Below are 18110 nucleotides of genomic sequence, written 5' to 3'. Positions count from 1 at the left end.
CGCGCCTCCATAGCCTGCCACCACGCGATGAGTTCATCGATTGCCGCACTGCTCCAAGCGGCGCAACAGCATTTCCGCGCGGGCCGGTACGATTCGGCCGAGCCCCTGTTGCATGAGATTCTCGCAATCGACGCCGCCCAGGGCGATGCCCTGGAAGGGCTCGCCTATGTCGCGGCCCATCGGCGCGATGCCGCGTTGGCGGCGGACTACTTCGACCGCGCGTTAGCCGCCCTGCCGCCAAGCCCCGAGCGCTTCGCCAATGCCGCGGCAGCCCATCGAGCGGCGGGACGCCATGCCCGCGCAATCGACCTGCTCGCGCGGCTATTGGAGCTGGCGCCCCGCAGCGTCGACGCCTTGCTCGCAGCCGGCAGGTCGTATTCGGAACTGGGTCAATACGAGCAGGCGCTCGATGTGTTGACCCGGGCGCGCGCGCTCAATCCGCGCGCGTGGCAGATTCCGTACAACATCGGCCGCACGCTCGGCCTGCTTGGGCGCTTCGACGACGAGATCGCGCAGTACCGCCAAGCGATCGAATTGAAACCCGATAGCGCCGCGGCTTACGTCAATCTAGGCGTGGCGCTGCGCGATCAGCGCCGATTCGACGAGGCGTTGCGCGCCTTCAAGAAAGCATTGCAAATCGCCCCCAACGATGCGGGTGCGCGCACGAATCGCGCTCAAACGAATTTGTTGCTCGGCGAATACGAGCATGGCTGGCGCGAGTACGAATGGCGTTGGCTCGACGGCGGTCAACAGCCCGAGTTCGGCGAGCGCCCGTGGCTCGGAGAAGTCCCGCTCGACGGGAAAACGCTGCTCGTGCATAGCGAACAAGGCTTCGGCGATACGCTTCAATTCGTGCGCTACGTTCCCTGGCTCGCCGCGACGGGTGCACGCATCGTATTGCGCGTGCAGGATCCGCTGCTGCCGCTGCTCAAGGGATTTCCCGGGACCGATCGCGTCATCGGCGCGAGCGAGGACGTGCCGCCCTTCGACCATCACTGTCCGCTGATGAGTCTGCCGCACGCGCTGGGGGCGCATCGACACCCGATTCCCGCCGAGCCTTATCTACAAGCCGATGACTTGCTGCGCGAGCGGTGGCGGCAGCGCCTGGCCGGCGCGCGCCCGCCGGTGCGCGTGGGCATCGCTTGGAGCGGCAGCCGGACCCACGTCAACGATCGAGCCCGCTCAATGGCGCTCGCCGATTGGGCGCCGCTCTTCGATGCCGGCGCAAGCTTCGTCTCGCTCGTGAAGGAGGTGCGCGAGGGCGACCAAGCAACGTTGGCGAACACGGCGCACATCGCCGAGGCGGCCGGCGGTCTCCAAACCTTTGCGGACACCGCGGCCCTTATCGCGGAGCTCGACCTCGTGATTTGCGTCGATACCGCGGTCGCGCATTTGGCCGGAGCGCTCGGCAAACCCGTCTGGGTGCTGCTGCCGTACATGCCCGATTGGCGCTGGCTGCTGGACCGGTCCGACAGCGCGTGGTACCCGAGCGCCCGCTTATTCCGGCAGCCGGCGCGCGGCGACTGGACGAGCGTCATCTCCGAGGTTCGAGCCGCGCTCGAATCGTTCCTCGCGCCCGCCTGAGCTCGCCCGCGCACCCGCGCGGGTACGCTCCGTGCTCATGCGCGCGATCCGCGCGGCCCGTGCCGCCCCGCGTGGCGTAAAATACGCGCTTTCCCGAACATTCCCAACGACATGTCTCTCGCCTCCACTCCCGAGATCATCGCCGAGCTCAAAGCCGGCCGGATGGTGATCCTCGTCGACGAAGAAGATCGCGAAAACGAAGGTGACCTCGTCCTCGCGGCCGATTTCGTCACGCCGGAAGCGATCAATTTCATGGCCCGCTACGGCCGCGGCCTCATTTGTCTGACGCTGACGCAAGAGCGCTGCAAGCTATTGAACTTGCCGCTCATGACCTACCGTAACGGCACGCAGTACGGTACCGCGTTCACCGTCAGCATCGAAGCGGCCGAGGGCGTCACCACGGGCATTTCGGCGGCCGATCGCGCGCGCACGATCGCCACGGCCGTGGCGCGCGATGCGCGTGCGGAACACATCGTGCAGCCGGGCCACGTCTTTCCGATCATGGCGCAACCCGGCGGCGTGCTCGTGCGAGCGGGCCACACCGAAGCGGGCTGCGATCTGACGGCGCTGGCCGGCCTCACGCCCGCCGCCGTCATCTGCGAAGTCATCAAGGACGACGGTACGATGGCGCGTCTGCCCGACCTGATGGAATTCGCGGCGCAGCATAATTTGAAACTGGGCACCATTGCCGATTTGATCCATTACCGCAGCCGCACCGAGTGCATCGTCACGCGCGTGGCCGAGCGCACGATGCAAACGGCCCATGGCGCATTCCGCGCGATCTTGTACCAAGACCAGCCGAGCGGCTCCCCTCATCTCGCGCTCGTGCGCGGCACGCCCTCGCCCGACCGGGAGACGCCCGTGCGCGTGCACGAGCCGCTATCGGTGCTCGACCTGCTCGAAGTGGGCACCTCGACGCACTCGTGGACGCTCGACGCCGCGATGAAGGAAATCGCCGAGCGCGACCTCGGCGTCGTCGTCATGCTCAATTGCAGCGACAGCAAGGATCACCTCATCGACGTCTTCAAGGCGTTCGACGAGCAGGAGAAAGCGGCCCAACTGAAACGCCGGCCGGTCGATTTCAAGACTTACGGCGTCGGCGCGCAAATTCTGCGCGAGTTGAACGTCGGCAAAATGCAGGTGTTGTCGAACCCCCGCCGCCTCGGCAGCATGTCGGGCTACGGCCTCGAAGTGACGGGTTTCGTGCCGATGCCGGGCGCACCCGTGCGGCCTGGCGCATAATCGCCCGCAGCACCTAGCGCTTCTTATCTACTTTCTACGGACCTCTTATGGAAATCGGACAATACCAACCGAACCTCGACGGTGACGGCCTGCGTGTCGGCATCGTGCAATCGCGTTTCAACGAACCGGTCTGCAACGGGCTGGCCGATGCCTGCGTCGAAGAACTCGAGCGCCTTGGCGTGGCCGGCGAAGACGTGCTGCTCGTCAGCGTGCCGGGCGCACTCGAAATCCCGCTCGCGCTGCAAAAGCTCGCCGAAAGCGGCCAGTTCGATGCGTTGATCGCGCTCGGCGCCGTGATCCGCGGCGAAACCTATCATTTCGAACTCGTCTCGAACGAGAGCGGCGCCGGTGTCTCGCGCATCGCACTCGACTTCGGCATTCCCGTCGCCAACGGCGTGCTGACGACGGAAACCGACGAACAAGCCGTCGCGCGCATGACCGAAAAGGGCCGCGACGCCGCGCGCGTCGCCGTCGAAATGGCGAACTTGTCGGTCGCGCTCGAACAATTGGGTGGCGACGAAGACGAGGATGAGGACGAAGAGCAAGAGGACGAGGCATGAAGAGCGCCCGCCGACGTTCCCGCGAACTAGCCACGCAGGGGTTGTATCAGTGGCTGCTGTCGGGTGCGCCCGCCGGTGAGATCGACGCCCAATTGCGTGGGGCGCAAGGGTTCGACAAAGCCGATCAGGAGCACCTCGATGCATTGCTGCACGGGGTGATCCGCGATAACGCCGAACTCTCTGCCGAGCTCGCGCCTTGCCTCGATCGGCCGATCGAACAGCTTTCGCCCGTCGAGCGAGCCGTGCTGCTCGTGGCCGCGTTCGAATTCAAGCATCACGTGGAAATTCCGTATCGCGTCGTCATTAACGAAGCCGTCGAACTCGCGAAGACGTTCGGCGGCTCGGACGGCTATAAGTACGTCAACGGGGTGCTCGATAAGCTCGCGTTGAAGCTGCGTGCCACCGAATCGCAGGCGGGGCGAACCAACCGGTGAACCCTCGCCTGCCGTTTCGCTCGCGCGGACGCGTGACCCGCGGCCGCGCCGATCGGATCCGGAACAACAGGCCCTTAGAATGAACATCGCTGCAGAACCGCTCACGAAGCTTGCGTCGCGTGTAGACGCCATCGCTCCGTTCTACGTCATGGAGCTGGCCAAGGAAGCACGGCAGCTCGAATTGGCGGGGCGCCACATTATCCATATGGGGATCGGCGAGCCCGATTTCACGGCGCCGGAGCCCGTCGTCGAGGCCGCCGCGCAGGCGTTGCGGCGCGGCGTCACGCAATACACGGGCGCGCTCGGCATCGCACCGCTGCGCGAAGCGATCGCCGCTTATTACCAGCGCACTTATGGGCTCGTCGTCGATCCGGCGCGCATCGTCATCACGGCCGGCGCATCGGCGGCTTTGCTGCTCGCCTGCGCCGCGCTCGTCGATCGCGACGACGAAGTGCTCATGCCCGATCCGTCCTATCCGTGCAACCGCCATTTCGTCGCGGCGATGGAAGGCAAACCCGTGCTCGTGCCGAGCGGACCGGCGGAGCGGTTCCAGTTGACGGCCGCCGACATCGAACGCCTGTGGGGCGAGCAAACGCGCGGCGTGCTGCTGGCATCGCCGTCGAATCCCACCGGCACCTCGATCGAGCCGGCCGAGCTCGAACGCATCGTCAAAGCGGTACGCGCACGCGGCGGCTTCACGATCGTCGATGAAATCTACCAGGGACTCTCGTACGACGCGCGCCCCGTATCGGCGCTGTCGTTCGGCGACGATGTGGTCACCGTCAACAGCTTTTCGAAGTACTTCAACATGACGGGCTGGCGCCTCGGCTGGCTCGTCGTGCCGCCGTCGATGGTCGACGCCTTCGAAAAGCTCGCGCAGAATCTGTTCATCTGCGCATCGGCCCTCGCGCAACATGCGGCGCTCGCCTGCTTCGAGCCCGAGACGATCGGCATCTACGAGGGGCGGCGCCTCGAATTCAAGCGCCGGCGCGATTTCATCGTGCCCGCGCTGGAAAGGCTCGGCTTCAAGGTGCCGGTTCACCCCGACGGCGCGTTCTATGTCTACGCGGATTGCCGCGGCGTCTCGCATCCGGCGGCCGGCGACAGCGCGGCGCTCACGAAGGCCATGCTCCACGAAGCGGGGGTCGTCCTCGTTCCTGGGCTCGACTTCGGCCGGCATGCGCCGCGCGATTACATTCGCTTGTCGTATGCGACGGCTTACGCGTCGCTCGAAGAAGCGGTGGAACGCCTGGCACGGCTATTCGGACGATAGCAGCCGGCTTCGTCGGCTCGACGCGAAAAAAAAGCACCCACGCGGGTGCTTTTTTTATCGGGACGCGAGACGCGCTACGCACCGAGTTCCGTCGCGGCGCCATGGTGGGCGGCGCTCGTATTGGTTGCGTCGTCGTCCGATGTGCCCGTCGCCGAATTCGCCGCACTGCCCTTGGCTTGCACGGAAGCGGGATGATTGCTTTCGAGCGCCACCTGCACGCGCTTGGCGGCCACCACCACTTGCTTTTGCGGCGCCTGGGGCGCTTGCGGCGCGTTGATCGGCACTTGGCGGCCGCGTGCAACGTCGCGCAAGCGTGCGCGCTCGGCCATCACCTTGGCGCCGTAGCCACCGTCGTCCGGCGAGGTCGAACCCACATACAAGCGCAGGCCGTCGGCGAGCGAACCGCCGCGCGCGATGCAATCCTTCAGCACGACCGCGCCGACGGTAATGTTCGCCGCGGGCTGCAGCGCCGCGGCCGGGCCGCCGAAGTACTGGAATTTGTCCGAATGCACTTTCGACATGACTTGCATCAGGCCCTGCGCACCGACGCCGCTCTCCGCATACGGATTGAAGCCCGACTCGATCGCCATGACGGCGAGCAGCAGCAACGGATCGAGCCCGACTTGACGGCCCGTATCGAACGCGGCTTTGACGAGTTCGCCGACGGGCTCTTGAGCGACGTGGTAGCGTCTGGCCAAATACGAGGTCACGAGCGCCTGCTCGCGCGCCGATACGAGCACGCGATCGTCGCGCGCATCGGGCGAGACCGGCTGCGACGAAATCATCTTCGCCAGCAAGAACAAGTTCGACGGCGTAACGCTCGTCGGCAAATGCAGATCCGTGGAGGGCGTCGCGGCCACCGTCAGACCGCTCGCGCCGCTTCCGTCGAACGCGCCGTCGTAACGGGCGGTGTCGAGCGTCGGCGCTTCGTCGGAGCCTTCCGGCGCCGCCGGCCCGAACCCGGGCAGCGGATGGCCGCTCAGCAGCCGCGCGGGACCCGCTTGCACGGCAGCCTCGATGAACGGCATCAAGCGCGCCGCGAACGTGCCGCGCACGGTCGGCAGCAGCCAGAGCGCGAGACCGCAGAGGACGGCACATACGCCGACGATGCTGAACAGATGGTGACTGACACGCGTTCCCCGGCGCAGTGCAACTCGCACCGCCGCGCCTAAGCTGCCTTCGGAACGCCACGATAACCAAGTATTCATTCAGTTCTCCCATTGAGCATGGCCCGGCCTCGATGGAGACTACCGGCGCACGAAGCGCCTTATCGAGAGAGCCAAGGCGTCGCGGGCCTTGGTTGGGACCGCGGCGACGCCGGGATACGGCACCCTACCGCGCGTGGCAGCAGTGGACCGTGTGGAGAGCCACATCGGAGCAAAAGGACCGGCGGCATGCCATCGGACACGCGCACAGTGGCTCTCACGCAAAGCCGGCGTCAACGCGCCGGCGGATGACAACTAATAGACCAATAGACCGTTGAAGCGCCGTGCAGGGCGGCGAACGGTGACGCGATACTTCGCGTCGCGAGCTGGATCGAGGGCAGTCAACTTACTCAAACTGCTTGGCCCCGCAGCCAATGTGGGACGGATTCTAGCAGGCTTTTATAGATCGTCAATGCTACAAAAACTCAAACCCATAACAAAATGTAATTAAGGAACGCCTTGAAACGGCCGATAACCATGCCCCATGCGCGTTTCCACCATTTTGCGATGCGGACCTTCAATCAACTTGCTTGCCGCGCGCAGGTAAAATCGTCGGCTGTTCGGCGCCGACTTCTACGCTCAGCGCCGGTAGCTCAACGATCGAACTTATGAAATACAAGGACTTGCGGGACTTCATGGGCCGCCTCGAGGCGCTCGGCGAGCTGCGGCGCGTGCCGGAAAGCGTGTCGCCGGTGCTGGAGATGACCGAATTGTGCGATCGGGTGCTGCGCGCCGGCGGGCCCGCGCTACTGTTCGATGCGCCGGCCGGGCACGCGATTCCCGTACTCGGCAATCTGTTCGGCACGACGCGCCGGATCGCGCTGGGGATGGGGATCGACGAGACCGCCGCCGCCGAGGAAGGCGCGGCGCTGCGTTCGCTGCGCGACGTCGGCCGGCTCCTCTCCACGCTCAAGGAACCCGAACCGCCGAAAGGCCTCAAGGATGCGGGCAAGCTGCTTTCGCTCGCCAAAGCGGTGTGGGACATGGGGCCCAAGACCGTCAGTTCGCCGCCTTGCCAGGAAATCGTGTGGGAAGGTAACGACGTCGACCTGGCCCGGTTGCCGATTCAGACCTGCTGGCCCGGGGACGCCGCCCCGCTCGTTACTTGGGGGCTGACCGTCACGCGTGGACCGAACAAGCCGCGCCAAAATCTCGGCATCTACCGCCAGCAGTTGATCGGCCGCAACAAACTCATCATGCGCTGGCTCGCGCATCGCGGCGGCGCGCTCGATTTTCGGGAATTCGCGCTGGCCAATCCCGGCAAGCCCTACCCCGTAGCCGTCGTGCTCGGTGCCGATCCCGCCACGATGCTCGGCGCGGTCACGCCGGTGCCCGACACCTTGTCGGAATATCAATTCGCGGGACTGCTGCGCGGCGCGCGTACCGAACTCGCGCGATGCCTGACCCCGGGGCTCGAAACGTTGCAAGTGCCGGCGCGGGCCGAAATCGTCCTCGAAGGATTCATCTATCCGCAAGAAGGCGAGCCCGGCGCGTTGCCGGCGGGCGCTCCTCCCCGCCCGTCGCAAAACGCGACGGCCCGTTATGAACACGCGCTCGAAGGGCCGTACGGCGACCACACGGGCTACTACAACGAGCAGGAGTGGTTTCCTGTGTTCACCGTCGAGCGCATCACCATGCGCCGCGACGCCGTGTATCACTCCACTTATACCGGCAAGCCGCCCGACGAGCCCGCCATGCTCGGCGTCGCGCTGAACGAAGTGTTCGTGCCGCTGTTGCAAAAGCAGTTTTCGGAGATCACCGATTTTTATTTGCCGCCCGAAGGCTGTAGCTACCGGATGGCGATCGTCCAGATGAAGAAGAGCTACGCCGGACACGCCAAACGCGTGATGTTCGGCGTGTGGAGCTTCTTACGCCAATTCATGTATACGAAGTTCATCGTCGTCGTCGACGAAGACGTCGACGTGCGCGACTGGAAAGAGGTGATCTGGGCCATTACCACGCGCGTCGATCCGGTGCGCGATACCGTGCTCGTCGACCGGACCCCGATCGATTATCTCGACTTCGCCTCCCCGGTAGCGGGCCTCGGCTCGAAGATGGGGCTCGACGCGACCAACAAGTGGCCCGGCGAGACAGACCGGGAATGGGGCCGCCCCATCGCGATGGATGCCGCCGTGAAAACGCGCATCGACGCATTGTACGAACGCCTCGGACTGGGCCGCTAGCTCCGCGGCATGCCCGCTATCGTGAACCTTCGAGGATGATGCCGATCATGACCGCTTCGCCCGCCTTCCAAGCCGCCGTCACGACCTATCGTGGACCCGCCGTCGAGAACCGGCATCAGGTGCACGTCGCCGTCGTCGACGGGCGCGGCCGCTTGCTGTACGCCTACGGCGACCCACGGCGCCTGACGCTGCCGCGTTCGGCCGTCAAGCCCGCGCAAGCGTTGGCGGTGTTGGAAACCGGCGCGCTGGAGCGTTTCGGCTTCGACGACGCGGACCTTGCGCTGATGTGCGCCTCGCATAGCAGCGAGGAACGCCATATCGCCCGCGCGCGGGCCATGCTCGCGAAGGCGCGCGTAACCGAAGCGCAGATGCGCTGCGGCGGGCATCCGGCGATCTCCGAAGCGGTCCAGCGCGACTGGATCAAGCGCGACTTCGTGCCGACGCCGGTTTGCAGCAACTGTTCGGGCAAGCATGCCGGCATGCTTGCGGCGGCCCTGGCCATCGGGCAGCAGACGAAAGATTACGAACTTGCCGACCACCCTTTGCAGCAGCGCGTGAAGCGCGCGATGGCCGAGCTGGTCGAACTAGACGAAGGTGAAATCGCCTGGGGCATCGACGGCTGCAACTTGCCGACCCCGAGCTTCGCGCTCGAAGGGCTCGCGCGCCTGTTCGCCAAGCTAGCCGCCGCGGCCGATCGCACCGTGTCGGACAGCGAGGCCACGGCGCCGCGCGAAGTCGCGCTCGCGCGCATCTATCGCGCGATGACGGCGCACCCCGAACTCGTGGCCGGGGAAGGCCGCTTTTGCACCGCGTTGATGAGCGCGTTCGACGGCAACGTCGTCGGGAAAGTGGGCGCCGAAGGCAGCTATGGGCTCGGGGTACGCGCCGGCGCGCATGGCGTCGCGGACGTCGACGGGCCGATCGGCGTCGCGGCGAAGGTCGAAGACGGCAACGGCGCGATTCTGACCGCCGTCGTCACCGAACTGCTTCATCAACTCGGGATCGGCACGCCGGCGCAACGCGCCCAACTCGATCGCTTCCGAGCCCCCTCGATCCAAAACACCGTGGGGCTGGAGGTCGGGCGCATCGAAGTCAACCTCGCGCTCGCGCGCCAGATGGCCTAAACGCGAGCGCCGGCCTTCAACGCTATTTTTTATTCATTCGCCGTACCCGACATGCAACCGGTCTCGCTTTTATCCAACGGATTTTTTCTGTCGCTATCGTTGTGCCTCGATATCGGCATCGTGAACGTCGCGATTCTCTCCCGCACGCTCTCGCACGGCTTCCGGCCGGGCTTCTGGCTGGGCTTGGGCTCTTGCATCGGCGATCTCGTTTATGCCACCTTGGCGCTTGCGGGTATGTCGGCGCTGCTGCGATTCGACACCGTGCGCTGGGTCGTATGGCTCGGGGGCGCCGCGATGCTGCTCTATTTGACGTGGAAAATGGCGCGCGAGGCGCTGTCGCCGCCGCGCGCCGCCGCCCAAAGCCTCACCGATGAACCCGAGGCAAGCCCCTTGCACGCGTTCGCACGCGGCGCGGCGCTGGCGATGTCCTCGCCGTCGGCCATTCTGTGGTTCGCCGCCGTGGGCGGCGCGCTCATCGCCAAAGCCGGCGCGACCAGCACGAGCACCGCATCGTTATTTCTGGGCGGCTTCTTTCTGGGCGGACTCGCATGGACGGTCTTCATTTGCACGCTGGCGAGCCAGGGGCGCAAACGGGCCGGCGCTTCGTTGCTGCGCGGATGCCACATCGTCTCGGCGCTGCTGTTCGCGTACTTGTCCTATAGCGTGATCGTGGGCGGCTATCGCGACTTGATCGCGCACACCGCACGCGCCTCGATCTGAGACGGATCGATTTAGAGACGTGCCGTAAACGCCGACGGCGCAACGCGGCGAAGAGCCGGCGTTGCGCCGTCGGAGATCATGCGCCGCTCGCGCCATCGCACGAGCGCTCGGCGTTCATCCGCCCCTTACCACCCGCGATAGTACGGATGATGATGCCAGTAACGATGGTGGTAGTAGCCGCCTCCCCAATAGCCACCGACCACGACCGGCGGCGGCGGTGCGTAATAGACGGGCGGGGGCGAATAGACGACGGGCGGCGGCGGCTCGTAATAGACGGGCGGCGGCGGCGCGTAGACCGGATAGGCCGGCGCGATCGGCACGCCGATACCGACGCCGATCGACACGTGCGCCTGCGCCGTCGCGGCGAACCCCGCGCTCAATGCTGCGACGGCGATCAACGAAGCGAGCTTTTTCATACTGTTCCTCTGGCGAATGTGCGGCCGGCTCGCCAATTCATCAAGCGGCACGACTGCATCCTACGCTTCGAATGTATCGAAAAAGCGGCCCGAACGGGCTCGGCATTTGTTGCAAATTGCAATGCAGGCGGGGCTGAGGGACCATGCGGACCGGGCTCGACCACCGGTCGGCCGGGACGATGGGTGAATTTTTACCGCTCGAACGGCGAGCGACCGGCCATCGTCGGTAATGTTTAATTACAAATTAATGGCGGGCGAGGCCCGTTGCCCCGCCCACCCGGATCGAGTCGCACGGGCGACCTCATCCGACCTTTACGTAGGTGAATTCGCGCGTGATGCTCGGAGGCACGTAGGCTTCGCCTATTTTCACGCGCGGCGTCAGCCGCTTCTTTTGATCCCACCAAAGCCGGCGTTGAGCGCGGCTCAGAAACCGTAAATGCTTACGGTATGAAAAAACGTTCATCGTGACCTCCCATGCATGGCTGCGACGCAAGAGCGAAGAACGAAACGCGTACCTCCGGTGCCGCCTGTGAGACGCCAGGCCGCGCCTCTTTAATACCACGCCGAAACGCATCGGCGAGAATCGGCACGAACCCCCGTTGCGGAACGGCACGCGACAATGTATGCGCATCGGGTCATCCCACGCGGGCGCCGATGCGCGATACTGGCGGCTTCGTCACTACGGTCGGACGAGACACGTACGCGTCTCGTCCCGTTTGACCATGCCGCTTTCAGCTACTCCTCGACTCGGATTCATCGGCGCGGGCCGTCTAGCCAGATGCCTGGCCGCGGGCTTCGCGCGGGCGGGCTACGCGGTGCAGGCGGTGACCTCGCGCTCGCCGCACTCCGCCGCGCAACTCGCCGCCGCCCTCCCGCACTGCCGCGCGGTGGCCGATGCGCAAGCCGTCGTGGACAACGCCGACGTTATCTTTTTAGCGGTTCCCGATGACAACATCGGTACGATCGCCAACAGTCTCCATTTCGCCACGGGTCGACAAGACTCGATCGCACTCGTTCATTGCAGCGGAGCGACGAGCGTCGACGTGCTGGCCGGCGCACACGCGCAAGGCGCGCGGATCGGCGGCTTCCACCCGCTTTACTTGTTTAGCGGCGACGAAGCAGATGTCGAACGGATCGCCGGCTGCTCCATCACCGTGGAAGCGGACCCGGAGCTGGCCGCCCTGCTTGGCGCGCTCGCGCGCGCGCTGGGCTGCGCGGTCCTGACGCTGGCGGGGGCACACCGGATGCTCTATCACGGCGCGGCGCATTACGCGGCGAGCTTCGCTCTGGCCGCTCTGGCCGAAGCGGCCGACATTTGGCGCACGCTAGGGTTCGACGAAGCGCAAACGCTGCGAGCGCTGCTGCCCATGCTCGGGGGCACCGTGCAGGCGGCACGCGCGAAGGGCCTCGTCGGCGCACTGGCGGGTCCCGTTTCGCGCGGCGACGCAGCGCTGCTCGAGCGCCAGTTGGCTTCGTTCGAATCGCTTGGAGCGGACCATGCGATGCTCTACGCGCTGATGACACGCCGCGCCCTTTCGCTGGCACGCCGTCGCGAGCACCCGCCGCCGTCGCTCGATGCCATGAGCGATGTGACGCAAGCCACGCTCGAGCGCGCGTTCGCGCGAGGTGCGAGCGCGTCGTAAGCCGTGATATGGTGACGACCGGCGCCGTCGAGCCGCCGGCTCGATTCAATAACCTGACGAGAACGCAAAAATGATCAAGGTCAGTATCCTCTATCCGTATCGAGAAAACGTCCGTTTCGACGTCGAGTACTATTGCACGCGGCATATGCCGCTCGCGGCCAAGCATTTCGGATCGGCGCTGAAGGGATGGTCCGTCGACAGAGGGTTGGGCGGCGGCGAGCCGAACTCGGCGCCGGGCTTCGTGGCGGCCGGTCACTTTCTGTTCGATTCAGTCGAAGCGTTTAAGCAGGTGTTCGAACCGGTCGCGGCGGAGCTCGTCGCCGACATCCCGAATTACACCGACAGCGTCCCGCAGATTTTGATCAGCGAGGCGGTGATAAACGTTTGACCGTTGACCGTTTGACCGGCGCCGCGCGCGCCGGCTAGTCGTTTCGACGGCATGCACCCGTGCGGGGCATACCGCGCAGGACACTCAAAGAAGGAAAGGATCGAAGATGTTCGGGGATATCGCCCGTTTTCTGCTCAATACCGTTTTCACCTTGTTCGGCGCCGCGCTGATTTTGCGCGCGTGGATGCAGGTCGTACGCCTGCCGCCGTACAACCCCGTGTCGAACGCCATCTTCCAGGCGACGAACTGGCTCGTGCTGCCGCTCAGACGCGCGTTGCCCAACGCCCGGCGCGTGGACGTCGCGAGCATCGTCGCGGCGCTGCTCGCGGCAATCGTCTACGTTGTCGCCATGGTGGCGATCGCAGGCGTCGATCCGCTTGCGGCGGCCCCCATCATTGCGATCGTCGCCGTGCTGACGCTCGTCAAATGGGCGCTCAATCTCGTCATCTGGCTGACGATTTTGATGGCGTTGCTGTCATGGCTCAATCCGCACTCGCCCGCGATGCCGATTCTGTATCAGCTAACCGCGCCGTTTCTGAATCCGCTGCGGCGCGTGATTCCCAATCTCGGCGGCATCGACCTATCGCCGATCCTGCTGTTCGTCATCGTGCAGGTCTTGCTGATGGTCGTCACGCGGCTGGCCGTGTCGCTGACGCTATTCGGAATCTGATCACCGGCGGCTCGCCGCCCTCCGGTCACGTGTCCGGCCCCATGACGCCGAACGTGGCCGGAATCACCGTATAAACGGCGCGCACCTTCTCCTGCGCGACCACGTGGATCAGTTGCCGGGCCTGTGCCTCGGTGGCGAGAAACTCCACCTCGACCGTCAACGAGCCCTGCAACTCGAAAAACCGGTCTTCATGCAACACGCGATGCGCGCCGTAGCCGGCCATGGCTCGGAACGCCGAGCCGCCCATGATGCCTAGTTCCTTCGCGCAGCAAAGCAACCATTCCCACAGCAGCTTGCCCTTCAGCCGGTGATTCTCATGAAGGTAGAAGCGCAACAGCACGCATTGCTCGGCTTGCATAAAGCCTCCAAACGCTGAGGTGGCGTTGCTCTCGATTCTCCCTCGCCCCGAGCGCCGCTACAACGGCCGCGCCTTCCTCGAACCGTGCGCGCCCCCTGCCTTACGCCGCGATCAGCCAGATCCGGGCCATCCACATCCCGAGCGCCGTCAGCGTGAACGAACCGACGAGGTGCACGGCGGCTTCGGCCAGCGCCCAGCCCAGTTGACCTTGTGCGAGCGCGGTGACCACTTCCGCAGAGAACGTGGAAAACGTCGTCAATCCGCCCATGAAACCTGTGATGACGAATAGTCGCCATTCGGGCGGCAATCCGGCCTTTACCGTAAAAAACACGGCCGCGATACCGATGAGGAAACCGCCGATGAGGTTGGATGCGAGCGTGCCGAGCGGGATAGCGGGAAATACGGCATTCAAGCCCAGGCTCAGCGCCCAGCGCAGCAATGCACCCAAGCCGGCGCCGATAAAAATGGAGAGAATCGAGTAAATCACAACGGAGGTCCAGGTTCGTATCGTGTTTTTAATCGAACCGGAAGGCGGCGCCGAGCGAGCGAACGCCTACCGATTCCGGCTCGGGAATGGTAGGCATCATCAGCCCAAGGGGCGGTTCAAGGAGGAATGCCATCTCCCGTGCGCGCCGGGACGAATAGGCGAATCCCGGCAGCGCAACGACTCGATACTTTAGGGGTTCGAGCCGGGAGACGCAATATGGCGCCTTGGCTCAGAGCGCCTTCCTGATGGCGTCGGTCGCGACTCGGAGATCGTCGAACTGGGTGATCATCTCAAAGCACAGGATGAATGCAAACGTATAACCCGGCGCGGGAAACCGCTCGATCCAGCGCAAAATCGGCGCGGCGACCCGTTCGCGGACGACGGGGCGCGTCATCAAGCATGTCAAAGCGAAGCCGAGCACCAAGCCCGTGACGACGTCCGTGGGGTAATGCAGCCCGAGATAGACGCGAGGAAGCAGGATAAACAGCACCGTATAAAGCAGCGCCAATAGACCGACGAAGCGATAGACGAGAAAGATGCCCGTTGCAATCGCGCCCCACATCATCGCGTGGTCGCTCGGGAAAGAACTCCAGAACCGCAGCGTGGATTCCGTGTGCGTCGCTTCGGGAAAATGCAGATGCACGCTGGGGTCGTCGATCGGTCTGATCCTGAACGGCAGGTAATGGGCCATCAACCTGCCGACGAGCAGCGCGAGCAAGCCGCTCACGACCGTCGCGATCACCATCTCGCGGTTCGATTTGCCCTGCCGGCTCGGTGCAAGCCATATCCACCAGATCCCCGTGATCAACACGAGCCCTTTGATGGTGTAAAACTCCGTCATCGCCCGGATGGCGCGGTTGATGAAAGCGGCGTGAAACGCGTGTTGCGTCAAGAAAGTCAAAACTGCATGGTCGAAGCCGTTCACTACGTCCTTCTCCTACGTGTTCGATTCGAGCGTTCCCCACCCCATTGCGTCCCGACGCGGGGGAAGCATCGAACACCCTCCCACAAAAAATATTCACGAAAATTTAAAAAAATCGTCTTTAGTTTGTCACCGCTCAGTCTCGCCGGCGCTCATCGACGATCTCCGGCGCGATAGCGGCGTGGTTGACGATGGCCACTAACGACACGCCGCCGATCACGTTGCCGATCAGCGTCGGCAACAGAAAAACGAGGAAGTAATCGGACACGGGGGCCACGCCCACCATCACGGCGTAGGCCGCCTCGGCCGAACTCGCGATGACGTGCGTGAGCCGGCTCACGCCCACGGTATACGTCACGAGCAAGATCGTGAGCAGGCGCGCCGAACGCGCGCTCGGCAAGAGCCACACCATCAGGGCGATGAGCCAACCGGCGAATACGGCGCGCTCGATTGTGACGGCGAACCCCGCGGCGAACGGCGCGTGCGCCACGTTGACGAGCGACGCCGTGACGTCGGGCGGAAAGACTTCCTTGAACTGCAACATCGCCGCGAAGATGGTCGTACCGACGAGGTTGAAGAACAGCACGATCGCCCAAAGCCTCAACGTCTTGCCCACGGTCTTCAGATCGCGGCGCACGAGCACGGGGAGCACCGCGGTCAGCGTGCTTTCGGTAAAGAGTTGCTGTCGTCCGAGTATGACGAATACGAAGCCGATGGTGTAGCCGAGGCTCGTGAGCAAGTGCCGCCAACTCGTCTGCGGTAACGCACTTTCGAGCATCGCTTGAACAAGGAACGAAAAGCCCATCGACATGCCCGCGGCAAGCGCGGACCACATGAGCGCCGAGAAGGTGCGCTCCATGGCCGCCTCACCTTCCTCGCGCACGACTTCATGGATGACGAGCGGATGAGGCGTCGAATGGCTCGCGGCCTGCTCGCGCTGACCGGCGTCGAGGTGCGGCGACTCAGCGCCCGCTTGAGGCTCGGACATAACCGTTTTCCTTTCTGATGCGTCTTGGTGCGGTAACCGATGCGGGCATCGGCGCATTCCCGGCTGCGGGGCGGCAAACCGGCTCGGGCGGGGTTCGATGTCGCGGCGCAAGCACGATGCCCGCAAAGGGCCTTTTCGGGCCGCGCGCAGTGAACGGTGGATTAGATAAGAGGACGCAACGGCTTATTCCATAAGCATCAATCAAACATTCGAAACCACCAGATTTGGTAGCTCATGATTTGATAGCTTATTCGTATAATTAATTAATGCATTCTATTTTATTTTTATCGTACAGCAATCTCTGCACCACTCCATTAGCAACCAATTCAAGCCACGACTTAGCGAATTATCAAGAGGGCGACTTCATGAACGAAGCGCGTACAGACGTATTCTTTATCAACCCTCCAAATAGCAACGACCTGAATACGTACGACTCGAATGGCATCATTGTTTCCAAGGGCACTCAACACACCGATTGGGCCAATTTCCCACATCTCGGCATCTTATCGCTCGCCTCGTATATAAATTCGACGACGCGTCTTGAGAGTCGATACATCGACGGCGTGGTCCACGCCCTGCCGGACATCCTCTCCGCGATCCGGGACAGAGCTGCCCGAACGCTGGCTGTATGCTTGAGTACGATCACGGCCAATTACGAGTCAGCCATTCGCATCGCGACGGCCGTCAAGGAAATCGACCCAGACATTGCGATCATACTGGGTAACGATCACTTTACCGCAGTAAGCAATCAGATTCTGGTGCGGCATCGAACATTGATCGATTGCGGTTTTGTCGGCAACGACGTTTATTCAAGTCTTGCGCAATACCTTCTCGCCAGGAAGCACACTCGCGCGGACGGCATCTATCCTGGACTGGTCCATTGGGAATCCGACCGAATCGTCTACGACCCGGAGATACGCGAAGACGTGAATCGGGTTATCGATTACAACCTGATCGATCGCACGTTACCGCATAGCCCAATTTACACCAAGAACTTCAACCGCCGGCTAGGGCAGCGGATCTTGGCATTGACGGGCCGGCGCGTGCACAAAGGCGTTCCGGTCGAAATCGGGCGCGGGTGTATCAAGTTCAGCGGCGACGATGCATGTTCGTTCTGCACCATCCAATACGGCGGCGTGTGGAAGAACGAACTGCCGGCCGAGCAGGCGTGGATCGCCATTCGCCAGGCCTGGGAGGCCGGTTACGACTACTTGTATGTCACTGCCGACGAGCTACCGCTGACGTTCGCCCGGTTAATATTGGATATGGCGGAATCCCCCCCGGCTTGGTGGCGGGCATTGCCGCCCGATTCACGCCCGGTGCTCGTCGGTTATGCACGGGCTGACGGGATGGAAAAAGAGCAAGTCCTGAAGGCGATGCGCCATATCGGCTTCCGAATCCTATTCGTGGGCGTCGATGCGGGTGCAGCGCGGTCACTGCAGGCACTGAACAAACCGCTTCGGAATAGGGACCCGGCAGCAGCGGCACAGAGAATGTACGATGCGAATTTGCGTGCGCTGAGTAATGCTCGAAAGCATGGCGTGGTGATCAAGGCGGGATTCGTACTGGGGCATCTCGGTATGAACGAAAGCCTGCTCGAGGAAAATGTCGCCACTTATGCAGCGTTCCTCGAGGCAGGACGCGATGTGATTGTCAGCGCCGACATCGAATTGCTATCACCTGAGCCCGGATCGAAAGACTTCCACTACCTGACCCATCCCGACGACGCAGAGGTCATCGCGAAGCGCCTCGGGCTGAACATAGGCGACACACAATTGAGGCAAGACATAGCCAACCGTTACCGACATGTGGATATCTTCGACCGCGAAGGAGCTAACGTCAATAGTGGTGTATGAACAAATTGACGGCGATCGATTTCAAGCGGCGAGTTTCTGCTGAACCGGCCGATCGTC

19 protein-coding genes and 1 riboswitch are annotated in these 18110 nt (G+C 63.6%); of the genes, 12 read left to right on the top strand and 7 right to left on the bottom strand.

Translation table 11 applies throughout. The annotated features are described in order from the left end of the window. The first annotated feature begins 27 nt into the window (after positions 1–27). The 5 genes from DXT59_RS14715 to DXT59_RS14695 all read left to right on the top strand — a co-directional run bounded on the left by DXT59_RS14715 (position 28) and on the right by DXT59_RS14695 (position 5093). Entirely contained in the window at positions 28–1584 is a 1557-nt protein-coding gene (locus DXT59_RS14715; RefSeq protein WP_116137633.1) for a tetratricopeptide repeat protein, read from the top strand. A 111-nt stretch (positions 1585–1695) separates the two neighbouring features. Further along, positions 1696–2826 carry a bifunctional 3,4-dihydroxy-2-butanone-4-phosphate synthase/GTP cyclohydrolase II gene (gene ribBA, locus DXT59_RS14710; protein WP_116137632.1) on the top strand — a complete coding sequence of 377 codons (1131 nt, stop codon included), beginning with the start codon at positions 1696–1698 and terminating at the stop codon, positions 2824–2826. Positions 2827–2873: 47 nt separating this feature from the next. Then, positions 2874–3386, top strand: coding sequence for a 6,7-dimethyl-8-ribityllumazine synthase (gene ribH / locus DXT59_RS14705; protein ID WP_116137631.1), 513 nt, complete (start codon positions 2874–2876; stop codon positions 3384–3386). Then, positions 3383–3820, top strand: coding sequence for a transcription antitermination factor NusB (gene nusB / locus DXT59_RS14700; RefSeq protein WP_116137630.1), 438 nt, complete (start codon positions 3383–3385; stop codon positions 3818–3820). Before ribH ends, nusB begins: the two co-directional genes overlap by 4 nt. Positions 3821–3899: 79 nt before the next feature. Further along, positions 3900–5093 carry a pyridoxal phosphate-dependent aminotransferase gene (locus tag DXT59_RS14695; RefSeq protein ID WP_116137629.1) on the top strand — a complete coding sequence of 398 codons (1194 nt, stop codon included), beginning with the start codon at positions 3900–3902 and terminating at the stop codon, positions 5091–5093. A gap of 74 nt (positions 5094–5167) precedes the next feature. Here DXT59_RS14695 and DXT59_RS14690 read toward each other — a convergent pair whose 3' ends face one another. Then, on the bottom strand, positions 5168–6301 hold the full coding sequence (locus DXT59_RS14690) for a transglycosylase SLT domain-containing protein (protein WP_116137628.1): 1134 nt from the start codon (positions 6299–6301) through the stop codon (positions 5168–5170). 605 nt (positions 6302–6906) lie between these two features. Here DXT59_RS14690 and DXT59_RS14685 point away from each other — a divergent pair. From DXT59_RS14685 to DXT59_RS14675, 3 genes are read left to right on the top strand one after another with little or no spacing between them, the layout of a single operon-like run. Next, positions 6907–8481 (top strand): UbiD family decarboxylase, encoded by a 1575-nt coding sequence (locus DXT59_RS14685; RefSeq protein WP_116137627.1) that lies wholly within the window; start codon positions 6907–6909, stop codon positions 8479–8481. Between the two features lie 47 nt (positions 8482–8528). Further along, the gene (locus tag DXT59_RS14680) at positions 8529–9605 is read left to right on the top strand and encodes an asparaginase (protein WP_205417431.1); all 1077 of its coding nucleotides are present in this window, start codon (positions 8529–8531) and stop codon (positions 9603–9605) included. 51 nt (positions 9606–9656) lie between these two features. Then, positions 9657–10325: a LysE family translocator gene (locus tag DXT59_RS14675; protein WP_116137626.1), complete on the top strand. Its 669-nt coding sequence runs from the start codon at positions 9657–9659 to the stop codon at positions 10323–10325. Between the two features lie 125 nt (positions 10326–10450). Here the strand turns inward: DXT59_RS14675 and DXT59_RS14670 are convergent, their stop codons facing one another. Beyond that, the gene (locus tag DXT59_RS14670; protein WP_116137625.1) at positions 10451–10741 is read right to left on the bottom strand and encodes a hypothetical protein; all 291 of its coding nucleotides are present in this window, start codon (positions 10739–10741) and stop codon (positions 10451–10453) included. 301 nt (positions 10742–11042) lie between these two features. Continuing rightward, the gene (locus DXT59_RS30625; protein WP_162878086.1) at positions 11043–11204 is read right to left on the bottom strand and encodes a hypothetical protein; all 162 of its coding nucleotides are present in this window, start codon (positions 11202–11204) and stop codon (positions 11043–11045) included. A 259-nt stretch (positions 11205–11463) separates the two neighbouring features. On the opposite strand from DXT59_RS30625, the gene DXT59_RS14665 reads away from it, so the two are divergent. The 3 genes from DXT59_RS14665 to DXT59_RS14655 all read left to right on the top strand — a co-directional run bounded on the left by DXT59_RS14665 (position 11464) and on the right by DXT59_RS14655 (position 13442). Further along, positions 11464–12384 carry a Rossmann-like and DUF2520 domain-containing protein gene (locus DXT59_RS14665; protein WP_116137624.1) on the top strand — a complete coding sequence of 307 codons (921 nt, stop codon included), beginning with the start codon at positions 11464–11466 and terminating at the stop codon, positions 12382–12384. A gap of 70 nt (positions 12385–12454) precedes the next feature. Next, positions 12455–12772, top strand: a complete 318-nt coding sequence (locus tag DXT59_RS14660) for an EthD family reductase (protein ID WP_116137623.1) — start codon at positions 12455–12457, stop codon at positions 12770–12772. A gap of 106 nt (positions 12773–12878) precedes the next feature. Next, positions 12879–13442, top strand: a complete 564-nt coding sequence (locus tag DXT59_RS14655; protein ID WP_116137622.1) for a YggT family protein — start codon at positions 12879–12881, stop codon at positions 13440–13442. Positions 13443–13467: 25 nt separating this feature from the next. On the opposite strand, the gene DXT59_RS14650 is transcribed toward DXT59_RS14655, so the two are convergent. From DXT59_RS14650 to DXT59_RS14635, 4 genes are all read right to left on the bottom strand, one after another. Next, positions 13468–13800, bottom strand: coding sequence for a DUF190 domain-containing protein (locus DXT59_RS14650; RefSeq protein WP_116137621.1), 333 nt, complete (start codon positions 13798–13800; stop codon positions 13468–13470). Positions 13801–13900: 100 nt separating this feature from the next. Continuing rightward, positions 13901–14287: a fluoride efflux transporter CrcB gene (gene crcB / locus DXT59_RS14645; RefSeq protein ID WP_116137620.1), complete on the bottom strand. Its 387-nt coding sequence runs from the start codon at positions 14285–14287 to the stop codon at positions 13901–13903. An 83-nt stretch (positions 14288–14370) separates the two neighbouring features. After that, positions 14371–14433, bottom strand: a riboswitch (Fluoride riboswitch). Positions 14434–14516: 83 nt separating this feature from the next. Beyond that, the gene (locus DXT59_RS14640) at positions 14517–15212 is read right to left on the bottom strand and encodes a phosphatase PAP2 family protein (RefSeq protein WP_116137619.1); all 696 of its coding nucleotides are present in this window, start codon (positions 15210–15212) and stop codon (positions 14517–14519) included. 133 nt (positions 15213–15345) lie between these two features. Continuing rightward, positions 15346–16197 carry a formate/nitrite transporter family protein gene (locus DXT59_RS14635; RefSeq protein ID WP_116137618.1) on the bottom strand — a complete coding sequence of 284 codons (852 nt, stop codon included), beginning with the start codon at positions 16195–16197 and terminating at the stop codon, positions 15346–15348. 365 nt (positions 16198–16562) lie between these two features. On the opposite strand from DXT59_RS14635, the gene DXT59_RS14630 reads away from it, so the two are divergent. Beyond that, positions 16563–18053, top strand: coding sequence for a B12-binding domain-containing radical SAM protein (locus tag DXT59_RS14630; protein ID WP_116137617.1), 1491 nt, complete (start codon positions 16563–16565; stop codon positions 18051–18053). Positions 18054–18110: the final 57 nt, after the last annotated feature.

Origin of the sequence: Trinickia diaoshuihuensis (genome assembly GCF_003390925.1) — a bacterium.
Classification (GTDB): Bacteria; Pseudomonadota; Gammaproteobacteria; order Burkholderiales; family Burkholderiaceae; genus Trinickia; species Trinickia diaoshuihuensis.
This window is presented reverse-complemented; position numbering and strand designations above follow the sequence as displayed.

What these genes read in the sequence shown, in the direction of transcription:
- DXT59_RS14715 (WP_116137633.1), top strand. Translation starts at nt 28, where the DNA reads ATGAGTTCATCGATTGCCGCACTGCTCCAAGCGGCGCAACAGCATTTC.
- ribBA (WP_116137632.1), top strand. Translation starts at nt 1,696, where the DNA reads ATGTCTCTCGCCTCCACTCCCGAGATCATCGCCGAGCTCAAAGCCGGC.
- ribH (WP_116137631.1), top strand. Translation starts at nt 2,874, where the DNA reads ATGGAAATCGGACAATACCAACCGAACCTCGACGGTGACGGCCTGCGT.
- nusB (WP_116137630.1), top strand. Translation starts at nt 3,383, where the DNA reads ATGAAGAGCGCCCGCCGACGTTCCCGCGAACTAGCCACGCAGGGGTTG.
- DXT59_RS14695 (WP_116137629.1), top strand. Translation starts at nt 3,900, where the DNA reads ATGAACATCGCTGCAGAACCGCTCACGAAGCTTGCGTCGCGTGTAGAC.
- DXT59_RS14690 (WP_116137628.1), bottom strand. Translation starts at nt 6,301, where the DNA reads ATGAATACTTGGTTATCGTGGCGTTCCGAAGGCAGCTTAGGCGCGGCG.
- DXT59_RS14685 (WP_116137627.1), top strand. Translation starts at nt 6,907, where the DNA reads ATGAAATACAAGGACTTGCGGGACTTCATGGGCCGCCTCGAGGCGCTC.
- DXT59_RS14680 (WP_205417431.1), top strand. Translation starts at nt 8,529, where the DNA reads ATGACCGCTTCGCCCGCCTTCCAAGCCGCCGTCACGACCTATCGTGGA.
- DXT59_RS14675 (WP_116137626.1), top strand. Translation starts at nt 9,657, where the DNA reads ATGCAACCGGTCTCGCTTTTATCCAACGGATTTTTTCTGTCGCTATCG.
- DXT59_RS14670 (WP_116137625.1), bottom strand. Translation starts at nt 10,741, where the DNA reads ATGAAAAAGCTCGCTTCGTTGATCGCCGTCGCAGCATTGAGCGCGGGG.
- DXT59_RS30625 (WP_162878086.1), bottom strand. Translation starts at nt 11,204, where the DNA reads ATGAACGTTTTTTCATACCGTAAGCATTTACGGTTTCTGAGCCGCGCT.
- DXT59_RS14665 (WP_116137624.1), top strand. Translation starts at nt 11,464, where the DNA reads ATGCCGCTTTCAGCTACTCCTCGACTCGGATTCATCGGCGCGGGCCGT.
- DXT59_RS14660 (WP_116137623.1), top strand. Translation starts at nt 12,455, where the DNA reads ATGATCAAGGTCAGTATCCTCTATCCGTATCGAGAAAACGTCCGTTTC.
- DXT59_RS14655 (WP_116137622.1), top strand. Translation starts at nt 12,879, where the DNA reads ATGTTCGGGGATATCGCCCGTTTTCTGCTCAATACCGTTTTCACCTTG.
- DXT59_RS14650 (WP_116137621.1), bottom strand. Translation starts at nt 13,800, where the DNA reads ATGCAAGCCGAGCAATGCGTGCTGTTGCGCTTCTACCTTCATGAGAAT.
- DXT59_RS14635 (WP_116137618.1), bottom strand. Translation starts at nt 16,197, where the DNA reads ATGTCCGAGCCTCAAGCGGGCGCTGAGTCGCCGCACCTCGACGCCGGT.
- DXT59_RS14630 (WP_116137617.1), top strand. Translation starts at nt 16,563, where the DNA reads ATGAACGAAGCGCGTACAGACGTATTCTTTATCAACCCTCCAAATAGC.